Here is a 17,025-nt window from a genome sequence, read left to right as displayed (position 1 = left end):
ATCGGTGTATTGGAGGGAACCGGCATCGGACCGGAAGTGGTCGGTGCCGCGCTGCAAGTCCTCTCCACCGCCGGTCAGTTGCTGGATCTTGAATTCGACGTGCAGTCGGGACCGGAACTGCGGGAGCAGCCCATTGCCGGGGACCGGCCCGGTTTGCCCGCGGCACTGACGAATTTCTGCACCGACATTTTTCAACGGGCGGCGCCATCCTCAACGGGCCCTGCGGCGGGCGTTATGTTTACGACCTGCGCCGTCGGTTTGATTTGTTCTGCAAATTCGTGCCGGTTCGCTCGTTCCCCGAACTGGCGGGCGCCGGCCGGCTGGCACCCCAATTCGCCCGGAACATCGATTTGCTCATTGTGCGCGACAACATCGGCGGCGTTTATCAGGGGCGTTGGAGCGAACACAAAACCGCTGACGCGCGAGTGGCTGAACATGCTTTTGCTTATCGTGAGGCGGAGGTGTCCCGGCTCGTCACGGTTGCGGCGGGCGTGGCGGCAGAACGTCGGGGCGAATTGCAGGTCATTCTGAAGGACGGCGGCGTGCCCGCCATCAGCGCCCTGTGGCGTGACGTGGCTGTCCGCGCTGCGCGACAACATGGGGTCGAGGCGAGCTTCATCAACATTGATCTCGCCGCCTATGAATTGATTCAAAATCCGGGACGGTTCGACGTCATCGTGGCGCCCAACCTGTTCGGCGACGTCATGGCGGACATCGCCGGTGTGTTGATGGCTTCCCGCGGGGTGACGTTTTCCGGCAACTTCGATCCCGCGGGCCGCGGCGTTTACCAGACGAACCACGGTTGTGCGCACGACCTGGCCGGCCTGGACGTGGCCAATCCCGCCGGCCAAATCCTGTCGCTGGCGATGTTGTTGCGCGAAAGCTTCGGTCTCTTTGAAGCCGCCACGCTGATTGAAACATCACTCCGCCGTGTCTGGCGCGACGGCTGGCGCACGGCCGATCTTGGCGGCGGCAACAATGACCAAACGCTCGGCACGCGGGCGATGACGGACAAGGTCGTGGAAACGATGTTGCGCACGGCGGCGGCCGGCCAGCCCGCATGAAGCCCGCGCTGCTGCTTATCGATTTGCAGGCGGATTATCTTGCTTCGCCCGGTCTTCAGCCCGATCCGGCCCGTCTGGTGACGCAGACGGCGGCGTTGCTGCAAGGCTGGCGGGCGCAGCAATGGCCCGTGATTCACGTCTGGACCACGGTGCGGCGTGATGAACCGGACCGGCGGCTGCCCCATTGGCAAATCCAGGGTCGCTGGCGGTGCGAGGCTGGAACGGAAGGACACGCGCCGCCGGCCGCCTTGCGGCCGTTGGCTGGCGAACCAATCATCCACAAGCAAGGTTTCAACGCCTACGCCAATGGCGAGCTGGAAGCGGCATTGAATCAGTTGCATTGCGATGCGGTCGTGCTCGCGGGTTTGCATCTCCACGCCTGCGTCCGCACGGCGGCGGTGGAAAGTCTCGAACGCCGGCGGGCGGTGATCATCGTGGAGGACGCGGTGGCCAGCAACGATCCGGTTCACGCCGCGGCCGTGCGACGATGGCTGGCCGAACGCTGCGTCCGGTTTGAGCCGATGTCCTCCGCGCTGGCGCGGCTGCGCGGCCAAAGTCCCGGTGGATTCATTCACCACTCGCCGCGCGCTGTTCATGAAGTGTTGTTTGAAGTGCAACCGGCGGACGCTGCGGAAATCGCGCGGGCAACCAGTCTGGTCACGGAGGCAACCGGGGCATGGCACTGCACCGCCGTTTCCGAACGCGCGGCGCGGTTGACGCAAGTCAGCGCGCGGCTGGAGGCGACGGCGCCGAATTGGGCGCGCCAGATGGCGCTGGAACTGGGCAAGCCGTTCGCGCACGGCCTGGAGGAGATTCGCCGCGCGGCCGTCAACGTGCGGGACGTCGTCCGGCGGGCCGCCACCTTTCATTTTCAAGTTCGTGAAACCGGCGGGCTCGTGCGGCATCAGCCACTCGGCGTGGTGGCGGTGATTTCGCCATGGAATAATCCGGTGGCCATTCCGCTCGGCAAAATTGCGCCGGCTTTGATGTATGGCAACGGCGTGGTCTGGAAACCAGCGCCCGCCACCACGCGGATTTCCGAAGCCCTGCTGCGTCTGCTGCGCGAATGCGGCATCCCGGCGGAACTGGTGCAACTGTTGCGCGGCGACCACACCACCGCGCAACAACTTGCCGGGAGCAACAGGATCGATGCCGTCACGTTTACCGGTTCCACTTACGCCGGCCAGGCCATGCAGGAAATCTGCGCGCGCCGCCTTGCGCCGCTTCAGGCAGAACTTGGTGGCAACAATGCGGCCATTCTCTGGGACGATGCGGATGTGCCGGCTGCCGCGGCGGACATAGCCCGGGGCGCGTTTGGCTTCGCCGGCCAGCGGTGCACCGCGAATCGGCGGGTGATTGTGAACGAGCAAGGCTTCGACCGCGCGCTCGCCGCCCTCAAGCAAGCCGCCGAGCATCTGGTCTGGGGCGACCCCCTGGACTCGGATGCCGAAATTGGCCCGTTGTTGAATGTCGCCCGTCGGGAAGAGCATGCCCGGCGAGTGGCCCAGGCCGTCGCCGACGGCGCTGGCCGGCTGGAATTCACCCACGCCGCCGATGCCGAAGCAAAGTGGGTGCGCGAAGGCGCCTATGCGCGGCCGGTGATTGCGTGCTGTGACGAGCCGGACCACCCGCTCGTGCAGGAAGAGAGCATGAGTCCGCTGCTTGTGGTTCAACGCGCCCGGGACTTTGCCGAGGCGCTGACGTTGAGCAATGGTGTCCGGCATGGGCTGGCCGCCGCGTTGTTCAGCAATGCGCCCGCCCGTCAACAGGAGTTTCTCACCCAAAGCCGCGCTGGCATTCTGCGGCTGAACGCGTCCACTGCCGGAGCCGATGTGACGCTGCCGTTTGGCGGGTGGAAGGCCTCCGGCATCGGGCCGCCAGAGCACGGCACCGGCGATGCGCTTTTTTACACGCGCATTCAAACCGTTTATGGCGCATGAGGAACGCGCCGACCGAACTGACGTTGGACCGCCTGTGGCAATGAAAACGTTGCTCGAATGGAATGAATGGCACCGTGAATACGACGTCGTGCCAAGCTTGCAGGCGCGGCTGCGCAGTGTGCGCGAACAAATCGTCACGGCGCTCGATGACTCCCCGCCCGGGCCCATTCGCGTCATCAGTGTTTGCGCCGGTGACGGACGCGATTTGACGGGTGCGTTGGCGACGCATCCGCGACGGAACGATGTGTCCGCCACGCTGCTGGACACGCATTGGGATTCGCTTGAGCGCGGAAGGGCCGCCGCCGCGGCTGCGGGGCTGGAACGACAGCTGCAATTTGTGCTGGCGGATGCCACCCGGGCCAGCAGCTACGTCGGCGCAGTGCCGGCGAATCTCGTTTTGCTTTCCGGCTTCCTTGGACACCTGAAACACGCCGACGTGCCGCGCTTGATCACGAGCCTGCCGATGCTGTGCCGACCGGGCGCGTGGGTGATTTGGAACCGCCATCTCGTGCTCAATGCGGGCGAGCGGCAAGTGCCGGCCATTCGCGATGTCTTCCGCCAAAACGCCTTTGCCGAGGCTCACTTTGAAGCGACTGCAACCGATGGTTTCGCGGTGGGCCGGGTTCGCTTTACCGGCACGCCCGAGGCTTTGGACCCGGCACGACGCTTGTTTGAATTTGTCGGCTTGGACCGTCTTGAAGCCGTCGCCGCGGAGAACAGCATCGAACAACCCGGTGCTGAAGACACCGATAAAGCGGCCGGTGACCTCGTGCCCGAGGCGGAAATGTCCATTCCCGCGCGCTTTGAACAGATCGTGGCGCAGCACGGCACCGGCAAAGCCATCGGCGCGGGCACCTGGCAGCCAACGTATGACGATTTGAACACTGCGGCCAACAGCCTGGCGCAGGATCTGGTCGGTGCCGGCGGCGGGCAGGGCGACCGCGTGGCCCTGTTGTTCCGGCAGGACGGCGCGCTCATCGCGGCGATGCTGGCGGTGTTGAAGGCGGGCCGGGTGGTGGTGGTGCTGAACGCAACCGACCCGCCGGCCCGGCTGCAGGAAATTCTGGCGGACGCCGAAGCGGCCGCGCTGGTGACGGACGCAATGCATCAGGCGCTGACTCGGGAAATTGCCGTCGCATCCCAATCAGTAATCGTCTTCGATCCAAAAGCCCGCCGCGAAAGCCCGGCTCCGGACCTGACCATTGACGGACGGGATCTGGCGTTTCTGGTTTACACCTCCGGCTCCACGGGCCGGGCCAAAGGTGTGATGCAAACGCACAGGAATATTCTGCACAACGTGCGACGGCACACAGCGGGCATGCGCTTGGAGGCACGGGATGCCATTGCGCTGCTGGCTTCGCCCAGCGGCGGGCAGGGCATGGCGACGACATGGTGCGCGCTGCTCAACGGCGCGACGTTGTGTCCGTTTCCCACCGCCGAGCTGGGGGTCTCCCAGCTTGCCGGCTGGCTGCGCGAAGCGGACATTTCAGTTTACGTGTCGTCGGTGTCTGTGTTGCGCGGTTTCGTTCGCACGCTCACACCGACGGATCGATTTCCGCGGATCCGGCTGGTGCGCTTCGCCTCGGAAGCCGCCACGGCGGACGATTTGACTGCATGCCGGGCGCATTTCAGCGACGACTGCGTGGTGTTGAACACGTTCTCATCATCGGAAACCGGCAACCTGACGCGGGCTGAATTCACGCTGCACCGGCAGGTGGCGCCCGGCCGGCTGCCCATTGGAAAGCCCGTCGAAGGCATGCGAATCGCGCTCTGCGACGAGCAGGGCAACGAGGTGCGCCCCGGACTGACGGGGGAAATGGTCGTTCGCAGTCGTTACCTCTCGCCGGGTTACTGGCGAAATGAGGCGCTGACGGCAGCGCGCTTCCCGGGCGATACCGATCCACTCGCGTGCCGGGCGTTTCACACCGGCGATCTGGCCCGGCGCGATGCGGACGGGACGCTCGTTTTCCTCGGCCGCAAGGATCACCAGGTCAAGGTGAACGGTTACCGCGTCGAGCTGATCGAGATCGAAGACGCACTGCTCAAGCAGGGCGAAGTGGCCGAAGCGCTGGTCTGCCTGCGCGAAGCGCGGCCGGGCGAGGCGCCGCAACTCGTCGCGTATGTGAGGTTGCGGCCGGGCGGTCAGACCAGTGCGGACACGTTGCGGCGTGCCCTGCGGGCCTCCCTGCCACCTTACATGGTGCCGGGAAGTTTTGTTTTTCTGGAGCGCTTCCCGCTCACGCCGCACGGCAAAGTGGACCGTGCAGTCCTCCCACCGCCGCCACCGGTCCGTTCATCCATATCGCATGCCGAGCGGCCGCGCGACATTGTGGAGAAAAACTTGAGCTGGATCTGGCAGGCGGTGCTCGGGATTCCCAGCATCGGCCGGCAGGATGATTTTTTCGAGCTCGGCGGCACATCGCTGCAAGCCGTGGAGGTGCTCATGCAAATCGCAGACAAGTTTGGCGCCGTGCTGCCGCCTTCCACGCTCGCGGAACACAGCACCATCGCCCGGCTGGCGCCGCTGCTCGCGGAGCACGTCGTCCTGGCTTCGCCCAGCCCGCTGGTCGTGTTGCGGACTGCCGCAACTGGGCGCCCGTTGTTCCTGGTGCACAGCGGGCAGGGCGACGTGACGACTTACAGCCTGATGGTGCGGCGCCTGAAGCCACGCCCGGTCTTCGGACTGCAATCCATCGGGCTGCAAGGCGAAGGCTGGCCGCTGACGCGCATTGAAACCATGGCCGAGCGTTACGTGCGGGAAGTCATCGCCCAGGATCCGACAGGCCCCTACCTGCTGGCCGGCACGTGCATGGGCGGCATCGTGGCATTTGAAATGGCGCAGCAGCTCGTCCGTGCGGGCCGGCCGGTGGCGTTGCTGGCGCTGCTGGACGTGCCGCACCCGTTTCCGGCCTGGTGGCATCCGGACTGGCGCGAAAAGTGGTTTGGCAGCGTGCGCGATCCGATTCGGGACGCGGCGCGGATGTTGCGCTGGACCGTCGTGCGCGGCCTCGGCGGGGGCCGCACCCAGCGAGGATTGACCGAATACCGTCATTTCGTCGGCAACATGAACAGCCTGGCCAACCGGCGTTACCGGCCCCGGCCGTATCCCGGCACCCTCACGCTTTTCACGACGGCGGACACGCGTTACGACGGCGGAGACCGCCGGCTGATGATGCGCCGCCACGCCCGCGCGACGCGCATCATCACCCTGCCGGGCGTGCGCCGGGGCCTGTTTGCCCGGCCGGTCGTGGACGAACTGGCAGCCAAGCTGCAGGTTTGTCTGGAAGAGGCGGAGGGGAAATCCTGAAACGCGGGTCGGGCCTCCGGTCATTTCACGCGTTGCAGGCAGTGGGTCAGGTAGGGCAGCAGTTGCTTCTTGCGCGAGACAACATCGTTGAGCCTGTGGATGCCGGGCTCCAACTCCGGATAGTCGATGAGATTCAGGAACGCCGCCTCCGCGGCGACGAGCAGGAGGGAATCCTGTTTCACTACATCCGTGACCAGCAGGGCCGACAGGTAATACCGGTTTTGGGCGCGGTAAGTTTGCAGGGCAGTCATGACCTCGGTCTTGCGTTTCCAGAAGTTGTCAAAGCCAATCTCCTCGATCTGCGCCACGCTGAAGGAACGACCGCGCTCGACGTATTCCTTGCAATCGGCGGTGATGGCCTGGTCGGCCGGCTTGGACGTGAGAATGGAGCCCGAGCTGAAAAGTTTCTCGGTGAACTCGGCGCCATTGACGCCGGAAATTTGCTCCAGCCGTTTCAGGACCGCGGCGTCGCGCGCCGTGGTCGTGGGCGAGGTCAGGTTGAGCGTGTCGGAAACCACGCCGGCCAGCAGCAGGCCCGCAATGGATTTGGGTAGTTCGACGCCTTGGCGGAAGAAACAGTCCGCTACGATGGTGCTGGTGGAGCCCACCGGGTCGTTGAGGAAATAAATCGGCTGCGGCGTGGTCAGCGCGCCCAAGCGATGATGGTCGATGATTTCGATGATTTCGACCTCGTCCGCGCCGTGCACGGCCTGGGACAGCTCGTTGTGATCGACCAGAATCAGTTTGCGATCCACCGGTTTGAGGAAGTCGGACTTGGACAACATGCCCACGACCTCGTTCTGCTCGTTCACGACGGGGAACGCGGCAAACATTTTATCCCGCACGGCGCGCTGGGCGGTGCGCAGCGGCTCGTCCTCCTGCACGGTGACGAAATCGTCGTCGAGCATGTGCTGCACGCTGATCGCGGCGCGACACAACATCGCCGTGGTGGCGGAATCGTGCGGGGAAAGCAGCACGCTGACCTCGAAACGCCTGGCCAGTTCCACCAATTCAGGGTCAATTTCCAGTCCGCCGGTGACCACGATGCAGCGCGCGCGGTGTTCGATGGCCAGTTGCTGGATGTCCCGCCGGTCGCCGACCACCACGATCAATTTTTCCGGCTCATACGTCAGCAGCCGCAGGCGGAACGAATCAAGCGCCATGGCGCCGATCATGAGGACCAGTTCCTCCTCCTGACGCGGTTTGACGGCGTTGATGACCGTGGCGCCCAGCGAACGGGCCAGTCCCACCAGCGAAGCCAGGACGCGGCGCGACTCGAAAATGCGGTGCATGCCGGGCAGGTAAAACTGGCTGATCTTGAAAACGGACACCAGCCCTTCACACTGCCGCTGCTCGTTCAGCACCGGCAGGACGCGGATGTTGTTTTCGTCCATCGTGGCGAGCGCCTCGACAATCGGTGTGTCCGGCAGCACGCGCACGAGGTTGCGGCCCATGACGTCGCGCACCTTGGGGGCCACGTCGGCCACGAAGCGCGGCGGCTCCACGCCGAACGTGCGGAGCACGAAATCGATGCGGTCGTTGGTGTCCCCGCAGCGGGCGGCGACGGCTTCGGGCATTCCCGTGCGGCGCTTGAATTCCGCGTAGCCCAGCGCGCTGCAAATGGCATCCGTGTCGGGGTTCCGGTGGCCGATGACAAGGATTTCGCTCACAAAATGATTCCCTGGTTGGTTTTCCTGCGGCAAACGGCAATCCGCCCGCCGGGTGTTGGCGGTGAGCTTGGGCGATGTCCCGACGGCGTGCAATCCGAACTTGCGCGGCCGCCGGAAAAATGTCCGCGCCGCCGCGGTTGTCGGAGGCTCCGGCCGGCCGGTCAGAATTGGATCTTCTGTTTCGCGGGGTCCGCCTGGGGGCGGTAGAGCACGACGACGTTGCCGACCTGCATGATGAGCTGGCTCCCGGAGCGTTCCGCGAGCTGCGGCGCCAGCGCCTTCTTCTGGTCCTTGAAGTCGGCAAACTTCACCTTGACCAGTTCATGGTCGTCCAACGCCTGGTTCAAGCTGGCAAACAAACCGTCGCTGAGGCCGGCGTGCCCGACGCGGACCACGGGTTCGAGCCGTTGGCCGAGTCCCTTCAGTTTGCTGATTTGTTTGTTCGTCAATGCGGTCATGCGCGGCCAGCTTAACAGGCGGTTCGTCGCGGAAAAGCTCCGTCTCGCCGGCTTGGAAATGCTCCGGTGCTAGTCCGCCTGAACCATTCCCACGGTGGCGGCCAGTTCCTCGACCACCCAGTTGGGCCGCTGGCTGGAGAGCGCATCCGCCGCCGCTCCGTGTTGCCAGACGGCGTAGCGCAGCGTTTGAAAGCAATCGACCTGCAACGCCGGCTGGGCCAGCAAGCCGGCGACGTAGCCCGCCAGCACATCACCGCTCCCGCCCTGGGCGAGTTTCGGGTTGCCGGAGGAATTCACGGAGAGTGCGCCGGTGCTGCGCCCGACCAGCGTCTGATGCCCTTTCAACACGACCCAACAGTCGCCCAGCCGCCGCGAGATTTCGCGCAGCGCGCCGGGACGATCCGCCTGAACCTGCGCCGGTGAGGATTTCAAAAGCCGCGCGGCTTCGCCCGGATGGGGCGTGATGACACGGATCGCGCCGTGCGGGACGGCGCCTTCCGGCAACCAGTCAAGCGCGCTGGCATCCACGATGACCGGCACCGGCGAACTGTGCCACAATTCCCGGACCACGGGCAAAAGCGCGTCCGCTGCGGCCTTGGCCGCCAAACCCGGCCCGAGGAGCACGGCGGTGTAAGGTTCGGATAGCTGCGTGCCGGCTGACCACGGCCGCACCATTGCGCCCTGAAGCTGGGCCGCCACGGGGTTGAAGACCTCGGGCAGCGTGTGCAAGGTCACCAGTCCGGCCTGTGCGCGCTGGGCCGCGCGGGTGCACAACACGCCGGCACCATGATACCCCAGACTGCCGGCCACAATGCCCAGGTGACCGAAATCGCCCTTGTGGGCTGTGGCGGGACGGGGCGGTGGAAAATTGCGGAAGTCGCGAGGCTCAACCCAGCTGCTTTCGCTCTCGTCGGACGGCGGATTCACGAGCCCAATGTCGGTGGCGATTTGCAGCCGGCCGACGAACGGCCAGGCACATGCGGCGAGCTGACCGGTTTTCGGCGCGCCGACCGCCAACGTCACGGTCGCCACCACGGCGGCGCCCATTGGTTCGCCGGTGTCCGCATTCAAACCCGAAGGAACATCAACCGCGATGACCGGCCGGTGCGCCGCGTTCAAGGTGACAATGAACTTCTGCCAGTTCGGGTCCAGCAGCCGGTTCAAGCCGATGCCGAACAACGCATCAACCACCAGGGCCGGCTGGCGAGCCAGGCTGGTCTGCAACGCCGCCAAGTCTTGAGCCGGATCCAGCACGTTGAGGCAGTCCACTTCGCGACCTTCAAGATGGGGCAGGGCGGCGCGGGCGTCGTCACCGTTGTGGCCTTTCCCAGCCAGCAGCAAAATGAGGTCGCCGTTGCGCGTCATGGACAGGGCCTGACGCGCCACGGCGACACCCGCCTGCCGGATCACTTCCGCCCCGGTCCGGCCGGCGGCCCAGGAAGCAGCCTCCCACGCGCGCATTTGCGCGACGTTGAGAACCGGCAAGGGCATGGCGGGAATGGCGAACTAGGCCAACGACCAGCCTTTGCGATAGTGGCGCTTGATGTAGGCGGCCGCCTCGGGCGCGTTCAGGGCGCGCATTTTGGGGCCGTCCCATTCGAGCTTCTTGCCAACGCGCAGGGCGATGCAGCCCAGCAGAATGATTTCGGTGAGATACGCCGCGATGCCGAAGTTGGAGTAGCCGGCCGGACCGCCCTTGCAGGCGGCAATCCATTCCAGGTGGTGCGCGGCGTCGTTGTCGTGCGCGAGCGTGTTGCGGGGAATCGTGATCGGCACATTCCGGGCAGCTTCGTGATCCTTGGCGTCGCGCAGTTCCTTTTCGTCGTTCAACCGGATGTAGGAGCGCGTGCCGTAGTCGTCGGGCGAAAAGAGCCGGCCCTTGTCGCCAATCAACAGGCAGCCGCTGTCGGGCACTTTTTCCAGCAAATCCGCGATGTCGCGGGTCTGGTCAGATGCGGGCCGGAACGGCTTGATTGTTTTGTCGTTCGGGTTGCCGTCATACCAGTAGAAATCAACCGGCGGCAGCCCCTCGCGCGCGGGGAACTGGAATTTGATCTTGGACGACTTGGGGTAAGTCTCCGGGAACAAATCAGAGTGCTCGACCAGTTCGACCGAGCTGGGATAGCCAAGCTTGAGCGCGCGAAACGGCATGTTGGTCGTGTGACACGCCATGTCCCCAAGGGCGCCGGTGCCGAAATCGAACCAGCCGCGCCAGTTGAACGGGTGATAAACGCCCTGCTTGTAGGGGCGCACCGGAGCCGGTCCCAGCCATTTGTCCCAATCCAGCGTGGGCGGGACGGAATCCGCCCCGGACGGACGCATGATGCCCTGCGGCCAGATGGGGCGATTGCTCCAGACGTGGACTTCGCGCACCGGCCCGATCACGCCCGCCTGCACAATTTCCACAGCGCGGCGCAGGCCGCTGGCGGCGCTGCCCTGGTTGCCCATCTGCGTGGCAATTTTGTATTCCGCGGCGAGATCCCGCAGGTAGCGCGCCTCGTAAACCGTCTGCGTGAGCGGCTTCTGGCAATACACGTGTTTGCCAAGCTTGATGGCTGTGCCGGCCACCAGCGCATGCATGTGGTCCGGCGTGGAGACGATGACGGCGTCGATATTCCTTTCCTTTTCGAGCATCACGCGCCAGTCGCGGTAGAACTTGGCCTTGGGATATTTTTTCAACTGGGGCGCCGCACGGTCGTCATCCACGTCGCACAACGCCACGATGTTTTCGTGGGCGCAATGGTCGGTGTCGCTCGCGCCCTTGCCGTTGGCGCCCACGACGACGATGTTCAACTTGTCGTTGGCGGAGAGCCGGCGCGGCCGCGGATGCATTGCGCAACCCGCTAGGGAAATGGCGCCAGTGGCGAGCGCCGTGGAGTAAATAAAGTGACGACGGGTGAGTCCAGTGCGTGAAGAATCAGGAGGATTGTTTGGATTCATGTGATTTGGTTACGCAGACGCACGTTCAAGTGCGAGACTTTTTTGTTGGATTATTGTCGCTTGCATGTCGCCTCGCGCCGACGGGCTGGCGTCCACCCGTCCAGTGCGGTCTGGGCGTTTTTGCTTTCTCCGTTGACGGCGGCCAACCATTCTTCCGGGGTGCCAATCAGTTTGAGCTCCGATCTGATTACCGCCGCAGTTCGCGCCGCCCTGGCGGAGGACGTGGGGGCTGGCGATGTCACCACGCTCACCACCGTTCCGGCGAGCGTCACCTTCAAGGCGGCCATGCGCGCCCGCGAACCGTTGACCGTGGCCGGCCTGGGGCTCGCCGAAGCTACCTTCCGGGAACTTTCGCCGGACCTGACCATCGAGCGCATCACGCCCGATGGTGTCCGTGCCAGCAACGGCGACACACTGCTGACGGTGGCGGGCCCGGCCCGCGCGATTCTCAGCGCCGAGCGCGTGGCATTGAACTTCGTGCAGCGCCTGAGCGGAGTGGCAACGGCCGCGGCGGCTTACGTGGCGGCCGTGCAGGGCACGCGGGCCAAAATCCTCGACACGCGCAAAACCACGCCTGGCTGGCGCGCGTTTGAAAAATATGCCGTGGCGTGCGGCGGCGGGCACAACCACCGCATGGGTCTGTTCGACATGATATTGATCAAGGACAACCATCTTGCCGCCTTGCGCAACGCCCGGCCCAATCCGGTGGCGGCGGCAGTGCGAAGAGCGCGGGAGCAATACCCGCAGCTCAAGGTGGAGGTCGAAGCCGACACGCTGGAACAGGTGGAACTCGCGGTGGCGGCCGGCGCGGACATCATCCTGCTGGACAACATGGTCCCGACACAGTTGCGCGCCGCCGTGCAATGCGTGGCCGGCCGCGCCCAAACCGAGGCCAGCGGCGGCGTAAATTTGGAAACGGTTCGCGCCATCGCTGAGTCCGGCGTGGATTTCATTTCCGTCGGTGCCATCACCCATTCGGCCCGCGCCGTTGACATTGGTCTGGATTTTGCCCCGTAAATTCGTGCGTTTCATGACTTCCGATGCCCAACTCCTTTCGGCGCTGCGTGGTGCAGACGACCTGTTTCTCTCGGGCTTCGACCTGTCCCAACAACTCGGGCTGCCGCCCGCCGCCGTGGAGAGCCGCATTCAAGAACTGCGCAAGCTGGGGTATGTCATCGAGGAGAGTCCGCATCTGGGTTACCGGCTGGTCGGTTCGCCGGATGCGCTCCACGCGGATGACTTGCTCGCCCGGCTGCATCGGCCGCGCATTGTGGGCCGGGACATCAAGGTCTTTCAAGAAACCACCTCCACCAACGACCTGGCTGAACGGCTGGCGCGCGACGGTGTGGAGGAAGGCGTGGTGGTGTTCGCGGAATCACAGACGCGTGGCCGGGGACGGCTGGGCCGGAACTGGCTTTCACCGGCGCGCAAGGGGCTTTGGTTTTCCGTTCTGCTGCGGCCCAAACTGCAACCGGTGGAAGCGACGCGGCTCACTGTGGCGGCCGCGACGGCACTTGCCCGGGCCGTGGCGGCACAAACCGATTTGGCGCCGACCATCAAGTGGCCGAACGACCTGCTGGTGAACGGGCGCAAAACCGCGGGAATCTTAACGGAGATGAGCGCCGACGTGGATCGCGTCAACCACGTCATCATCGGCATGGGTTTGGACGTCAACCAGACGGAGGAGGATTTTCCGCCCGAATTGCGTCCCCTTGCGACTTCGTTGCGGGTGGAGACGGGGCAGGAGTTGTCCCGTCCCAGTTTGGCGGCCGCCGTGCTGGAGGAATTGGAAAAGGATTACCGACGTGTGGCCGCCGGTCAGTTTGCGGCCGTGGCGGACGAATGGGAGGCCTGCTGCGCCACACTCGGGCAAAACGTGGCCATTCTCACTGGCCACCGGCGCATTCAAGGGCGCGCAGAAGCGCTGGACGAAACGGGCGCCTTGCTGGTCCGCACCGAGCATGGGCTCATTGAACGTATCATTGGCGGCGACGTTACCATTGAAAAATGATCATCCTCTTTGACATCGGCAACACGAACACCCACGTCGGCCTGGCCACCGACCAACGCGTGACCAAACACACCGAAGTGCCGACGCGCGATTGGTTCGCAGGACGTGCCGGCGCGCACTTGCGCAAATTTCTCGGGCACGCCGAGCCTGAGGCCGCCGTGCTGTGCAGCGTCGTCCCCAAGGCCAACCCCAGCGTGAAGGCGTTCGTCAACGGAACCTTCGACGTGGACTGCCTCGAACTGAATCCCCAAACCGTCCGGGGCGTAGGCATCAATTATCCGGCGCCCGCCACGATAGGCGCGGACCGGCTGGCCAATGCGGTCGCCGCCCATGCCCGGTTCGGCGCACCCGCGTTGGTCGTCGATTTTGGCACCGCAGTCACGTTTGACGTGGTGGACCGCCGGGGCGATTACGTTGGTGGCATCATCGCGCCCGGCCTGGCGGCGATGACCGATTATCTCAGCGAAAAGACCGCCCTGCTGCCGCGCATTCAGATTCGCGAGGTCGAAACTGCCATCGGCAAAAGCACCGAGCAGGCGATGTTGATTGGCGCGGTGCACGGCTATCGCGGCCTTGTCCGCGAATTGATTCTCGAACTAAAACGCGAGTTGAAGGCCCGCCGGCTGCCGGTGGTGGCGACCGGCGGTTACGCGGAGCTGATTGCGGCCAAGCTGCCCGAGATCGAAGCCGTGGAGCCCAACCTCACACTCGACGGTCTGCGTTTGGTCTGGCTGGCGCACCGGCCGAAACGATGAGGTTTTTATGAGCCGTGACGATACTCCGCTCCCGCCCGTTTCGGCATCCGACGCTGCGGGCGAAAGTGAGTTGTGTCGTCAGTGCCTTGCGCCCAATCCGCCGGGCGTCGCGTTTTGCGGGCAGTGTGGTGCCCCGCTGAGCAGTTACGCGGCCACGGGTCCATTCGAACACCTCTTTGCGGAAGGACACGCGTATCGGCGCGCCGCCGAACAGCCGCAGAACTGGGTTGTGGTGCTGGGCATCTGGTTGATTTTTGGCTTCGCGTTGCTGGGCGGTGCGGTCCTGTTCGTCATCGGCATCGAAAGCGGCGCGTGGACGCAACGGTTGTTGGGACTGGTTCTGGCCCTGATTGCGCTGCTGATGCTGTTCAAGACCACGCGGAATTTCATCCGGCAAAGGCGCGGCCGCCAGCGGCGGGAACCGACGCCGGCGGCGGTCAATGACGACGCAGGTGCAGGCGATGGTCCACCCGGCGCGTTTGATTGAATTCCAGCCGCGGCAGCTCGGTCAACGTAGGTGATTCGGTTTCCTGCAAAAAGGTCCTGGCCATGGCCTGCAAGGCCTGCCAGCGCGGCCAGTCCAACGCCGGCGCGTGGCTGATCTGGCGGAGCAAACTGCGCCATTCGATGACTACCCGGTCGATGTCGCCTGCGCCCGTCAGGTCAGTGATGAAGGTGTGCTTGCTCAGCGGATTCTTGTGCACGGCATGCACGACGGCCTCGGCGCCGTAACCATACTTCGGCGGCAGGCCGTTTTCGAGATAGCCCGGAATGGTCTGGAGCTTGAAGCGTTCGTGACAAACCAGCGCCAGCCGGCCCGCCCAGCGGTTTTCATCCCCGCAAAAACGGAACCCCGCGTCAAGATTCGCCAGGTCGTAAATCAGTTCGTCGAGCGGGTAGGTTTCGTCTTCCAACGCCGCGGCAATGGCCAGCCCGTCGCCCTGCTGAAAGAAGCTGACCAGGCGCCCGCGCAGCGTGGGCCGCCCCGTGGTATCTACGAGATTCAGCCGGCGCCAGAGCAGGGCGGTGCCGCTGGTGGTTTCCAGCTGCTTGCACACCTCGAGTAACGAACACCGCGCGCAATCCGGCGGCAGCACTTCGCGTTCCGTTGGCCTCCACAAGGCCACGCCGTGGACGTCCACCGGCACGCGCAGGGTCAGGGCCGCAAGACTGACGTTTGCAACGATCTGGTGGCCGCGATGCCAGAATTTCTGCACCGGAGTGCGTTGCGCCCGGGCGAGCTTTTCAACCAGGGCCGGTGCGACACTTTCCTCCCAGACTTTTTCCGGCACCTGCCGCAGGCTCCAGTTTGTCAGCTTGCGGACCCATTTGGCGAGCAGCACGCGTTCGCCGTTCAACTTGTCCGCCACGGTCAGCGCGCGACCGTAAATTTTGTGCCCATCCTCTTCTTCAAGCACGAGCAGGGTGCCGTTGCCTACTTTTTCCAATGCGGGCGAATGCGCGAGCAATGGACGCAGCACGGGTGGGGTGCCTTCCGTTACGGTGGGTTTTGCCGGGGCGTTTGCCGGGGCCGCATACGTGCGAATGTCCCGCAACGGCACGTCAACGAACGTGGGCATGAGCTGCCATTCGCCGCGGCTGTTGAACATCTCGCGCACCCGTTTGCGCACGTGCCGCGCCCGCTCGGCATCCGTATGCAAACCGCAGGGGACGTTGGGATGCTTGAGCGATTGCTCCACACCGAGAAAAACCGGCTTGCTGGTGAACAACCGTTCCTGCACGCGCACGGCCTCGTGAAAGGGCGACCGTCCGGCGTCGGCCGCCGCAGCCATGATGCCGAGCAGTGCGCCCCAGTCCACCGCGCCCGTGCGCGACAGGTGACAAGGCCGGGCGTCGAGCAGCCGGATTTCGTTCGATGTCACGAGCACAAAGCCCGTTTCATCAAGCCCGCGGCGGCCTGCGCGGCCGAACATTTGCAGGATTTCGTCCGCTCGCAGCGGTTGTTCGACGGCATCGCGCCGGTAGGAATCGCCGGCCAGTGCAACACTGCGCAGCGAGAAATTAATGCCGGCCGCGAGGCCCATCGTCGCGACGACCACGCGCAACTGCCCGGCCTTGGCGAGTGGTTCAATGACGCCCGCCCGCGCCGCATAGCTGAGACCGCTATGGTGATAGGTCACCCGCGCCTTGAGCAGACGACCCAGGTGTTCGCCGACAATCTGCTTCTGGTCGGCGCTCAGATGCAGCGGATTCGGATTCGGCAGGTTGCGCGCCAAGTCGGCGGCCATCATCTCCGCCGCCTGGCGGCGTGGCGCAAAAAGCAGAACCGGTCCGAGATCGTCCGCGAGCGCCTTGGCGCAGAAGCGCGCCCAGTAGCCGCGGATTTCGGCGGGCACGTTGTAATTGAGATTGTTCGCGTGCACCTCTTCGAGCGGCACCGGACGTTTTTCGTGGCGAATCAAAACCGCCTGCCGGCCGAGCCGGTTCAACCATTGCACAACGTGATGGGGATTCGCGACGCTGCCGCTGAGCAGGAGCAACTGGGTGTGGGCCGGCGCGAGCGCAAGGGCCAGCTCGTAGTTCAAGCCGCGATCGGGATCGCGAATCATCTGATATTCGTCCACCACGAGCAGGGCCGGACCTTCGCCGCGAATCAGACGGGACTTCTGGGTTTCCAGGGTCGCAACGAGAATGGGCGCCTCCAGGTTTTCCGCGAGGTCGCCCGTGGCGATGCCAACGTTCCAGCCACGCGTCCGCCATTCCGCCAGTTTGTCGTTCGCGAGCGCGCGGGTCGGCACGGTGTAAATGGCCTGGCCGCGCGGCTTGCCGCCATGTGACCACAACTCGAAGATCAACGTCTTGCCTGAGCCGGTGGGCGCCTGAACCACCACGTCCTTGCCCTCACGCAAGGCGGTGACG

At 64.7% G+C, this 17,025-nt stretch carries 12 protein-coding genes; 7 read left to right on the top strand and 5 right to left on the bottom strand.

Annotated elements, in window-relative coordinates; all coding sequences use genetic code 11:
- Window positions 1–92: 92 nt before the first annotated feature.
- From VFV96_04455 to VFV96_04445, 3 genes are read left to right on the top strand one after another with little or no spacing between them, the layout of a single operon-like run.
- Complete coding sequence (locus VFV96_04455; GenBank protein HEU5069650.1) at window positions 93–1,064, top strand: isocitrate/isopropylmalate family dehydrogenase; 972 nt, start codon at window positions 93–95, stop codon at window positions 1,062–1,064.
- Complete coding sequence (locus tag VFV96_04450) at window positions 1,061–3,004, top strand: aldehyde dehydrogenase family protein (protein HEU5069649.1); 1,944 nt, start codon at window positions 1,061–1,063, stop codon at window positions 3,002–3,004. Before VFV96_04455 ends, VFV96_04450 begins: the two co-directional genes overlap by 4 nt.
- A gap of 40 nt (window positions 3,005–3,044) precedes the next feature.
- A complete protein-coding gene (locus VFV96_04445; GenBank protein HEU5069648.1) occupies window positions 3,045–6,311 on the top strand; it encodes an AMP-binding protein in 3,267 nt (1,088 codons plus the stop codon).
- Window positions 6,312–6,331: 20 nt separating this feature from the next.
- Here VFV96_04445 and VFV96_04440 read toward each other — a convergent pair whose 3' ends face one another.
- The 4 genes from VFV96_04440 to VFV96_04425 form a co-directional block, all read right to left on the bottom strand.
- The gene (locus VFV96_04440; protein HEU5069647.1) at window positions 6,332–7,981 is read right to left on the bottom strand and encodes a putative manganese-dependent inorganic diphosphatase; all 1,650 of its coding nucleotides are present in this window, start codon (window positions 7,979–7,981) and stop codon (window positions 6,332–6,334) included.
- A 161-nt stretch (window positions 7,982–8,142) separates the two neighbouring features.
- Window positions 8,143–8,439 carry a YhbY family RNA-binding protein gene (locus tag VFV96_04435; protein ID HEU5069646.1) on the bottom strand — a complete coding sequence of 99 codons (297 nt, stop codon included), beginning with the start codon at window positions 8,437–8,439 and terminating at the stop codon, window positions 8,143–8,145.
- Between the two features lie 69 nt (window positions 8,440–8,508).
- Window positions 8,509–9,930, bottom strand: a complete 1,422-nt coding sequence (locus tag VFV96_04430) for an NAD(P)H-hydrate dehydratase (GenBank protein ID HEU5069645.1) — start codon at window positions 9,928–9,930, stop codon at window positions 8,509–8,511.
- Between the two features lie 15 nt (window positions 9,931–9,945).
- A complete protein-coding gene (locus VFV96_04425; GenBank protein ID HEU5069644.1) occupies window positions 9,946–11,271 on the bottom strand; it encodes a Gfo/Idh/MocA family oxidoreductase in 1,326 nt (441 codons plus the stop codon).
- A 279-nt stretch (window positions 11,272–11,550) separates the two neighbouring features.
- On the opposite strand from VFV96_04425, the gene nadC reads away from it, so the two are divergent.
- From nadC to VFV96_04405, 4 genes are read left to right on the top strand one after another with little or no spacing between them, the layout of a single operon-like run.
- Window positions 11,551–12,396 carry a carboxylating nicotinate-nucleotide diphosphorylase gene (gene nadC / locus VFV96_04420; protein ID HEU5069643.1) on the top strand — a complete coding sequence of 282 codons (846 nt, stop codon included), beginning with the start codon at window positions 11,551–11,553 and terminating at the stop codon, window positions 12,394–12,396.
- Window positions 12,397–12,409: 13 nt separating this feature from the next.
- On the top strand, window positions 12,410–13,390 hold the full coding sequence (locus VFV96_04415) for a biotin--[acetyl-CoA-carboxylase] ligase (GenBank protein ID HEU5069642.1): 981 nt from the start codon (window positions 12,410–12,412) through the stop codon (window positions 13,388–13,390).
- Entirely contained in the window at window positions 13,387–14,145 is a 759-nt protein-coding gene (locus tag VFV96_04410) for a type III pantothenate kinase (protein ID HEU5069641.1), read from the top strand. Before VFV96_04415 ends, VFV96_04410 begins: the two co-directional genes overlap by 4 nt.
- A 7-nt stretch (window positions 14,146–14,152) precedes the next feature.
- Entirely contained in the window at window positions 14,153–14,632 is a 480-nt protein-coding gene (locus VFV96_04405; protein HEU5069640.1) for a zinc ribbon domain-containing protein, read from the top strand.
- Here VFV96_04405 and VFV96_04400 read toward each other — a convergent pair.
- The coding region (locus tag VFV96_04400) for a DEAD/DEAH box helicase (GenBank protein ID HEU5069639.1) at window positions 14,583–17,025 on the bottom strand (2,443 nt) is incomplete at its 5' end. The two genes, VFV96_04405 and VFV96_04400, sit on opposite strands and share 50 nt — an antisense overlap.

The organism is Verrucomicrobiia bacterium (assembly GCA_035765895.1).
In the GTDB taxonomy this organism is placed as follows: domain Bacteria; phylum Verrucomicrobiota; class Verrucomicrobiia; order Limisphaerales; family DSYF01; genus DSYF01.
The sequence above is the reverse complement of the archived record's forward strand: the minus strand, read 5'-3'. Positions and strand labels throughout refer to the sequence as shown.

Bases quoted from the DNA above. Each gene is read 5' to 3' on its own strand.
- VFV96_04450 (HEU5069649.1), top strand. From the start codon at position 1,061: ATGAAGCCCGCGCTGCTGCTTATCGATTTGCAGGCGGATTATCTTGCT.
- VFV96_04445 (HEU5069648.1), top strand. From the start codon at position 3,045: ATGAAAACGTTGCTCGAATGGAATGAATGGCACCGTGAATACGACGTC.
- VFV96_04435 (HEU5069646.1), bottom strand. From the start codon at position 8,439: ATGACCGCATTGACGAACAAACAAATCAGCAAACTGAAGGGACTCGGC.
- VFV96_04430 (HEU5069645.1), bottom strand. From the start codon at position 9,930: ATGCCCTTGCCGGTTCTCAACGTCGCGCAAATGCGCGCGTGGGAGGCT.
- VFV96_04425 (HEU5069644.1), bottom strand. From the start codon at position 11,271: ATGCATCCGCGGCCGCGCCGGCTCTCCGCCAACGACAAGTTGAACATC.
- VFV96_04415 (HEU5069642.1), top strand. From the start codon at position 12,410: ATGACTTCCGATGCCCAACTCCTTTCGGCGCTGCGTGGTGCAGACGAC.
- VFV96_04410 (HEU5069641.1), top strand. From the start codon at position 13,387: ATGATCATCCTCTTTGACATCGGCAACACGAACACCCACGTCGGCCTG.
- VFV96_04405 (HEU5069640.1), top strand. From the start codon at position 14,153: ATGAGCCGTGACGATACTCCGCTCCCGCCCGTTTCGGCATCCGACGCT.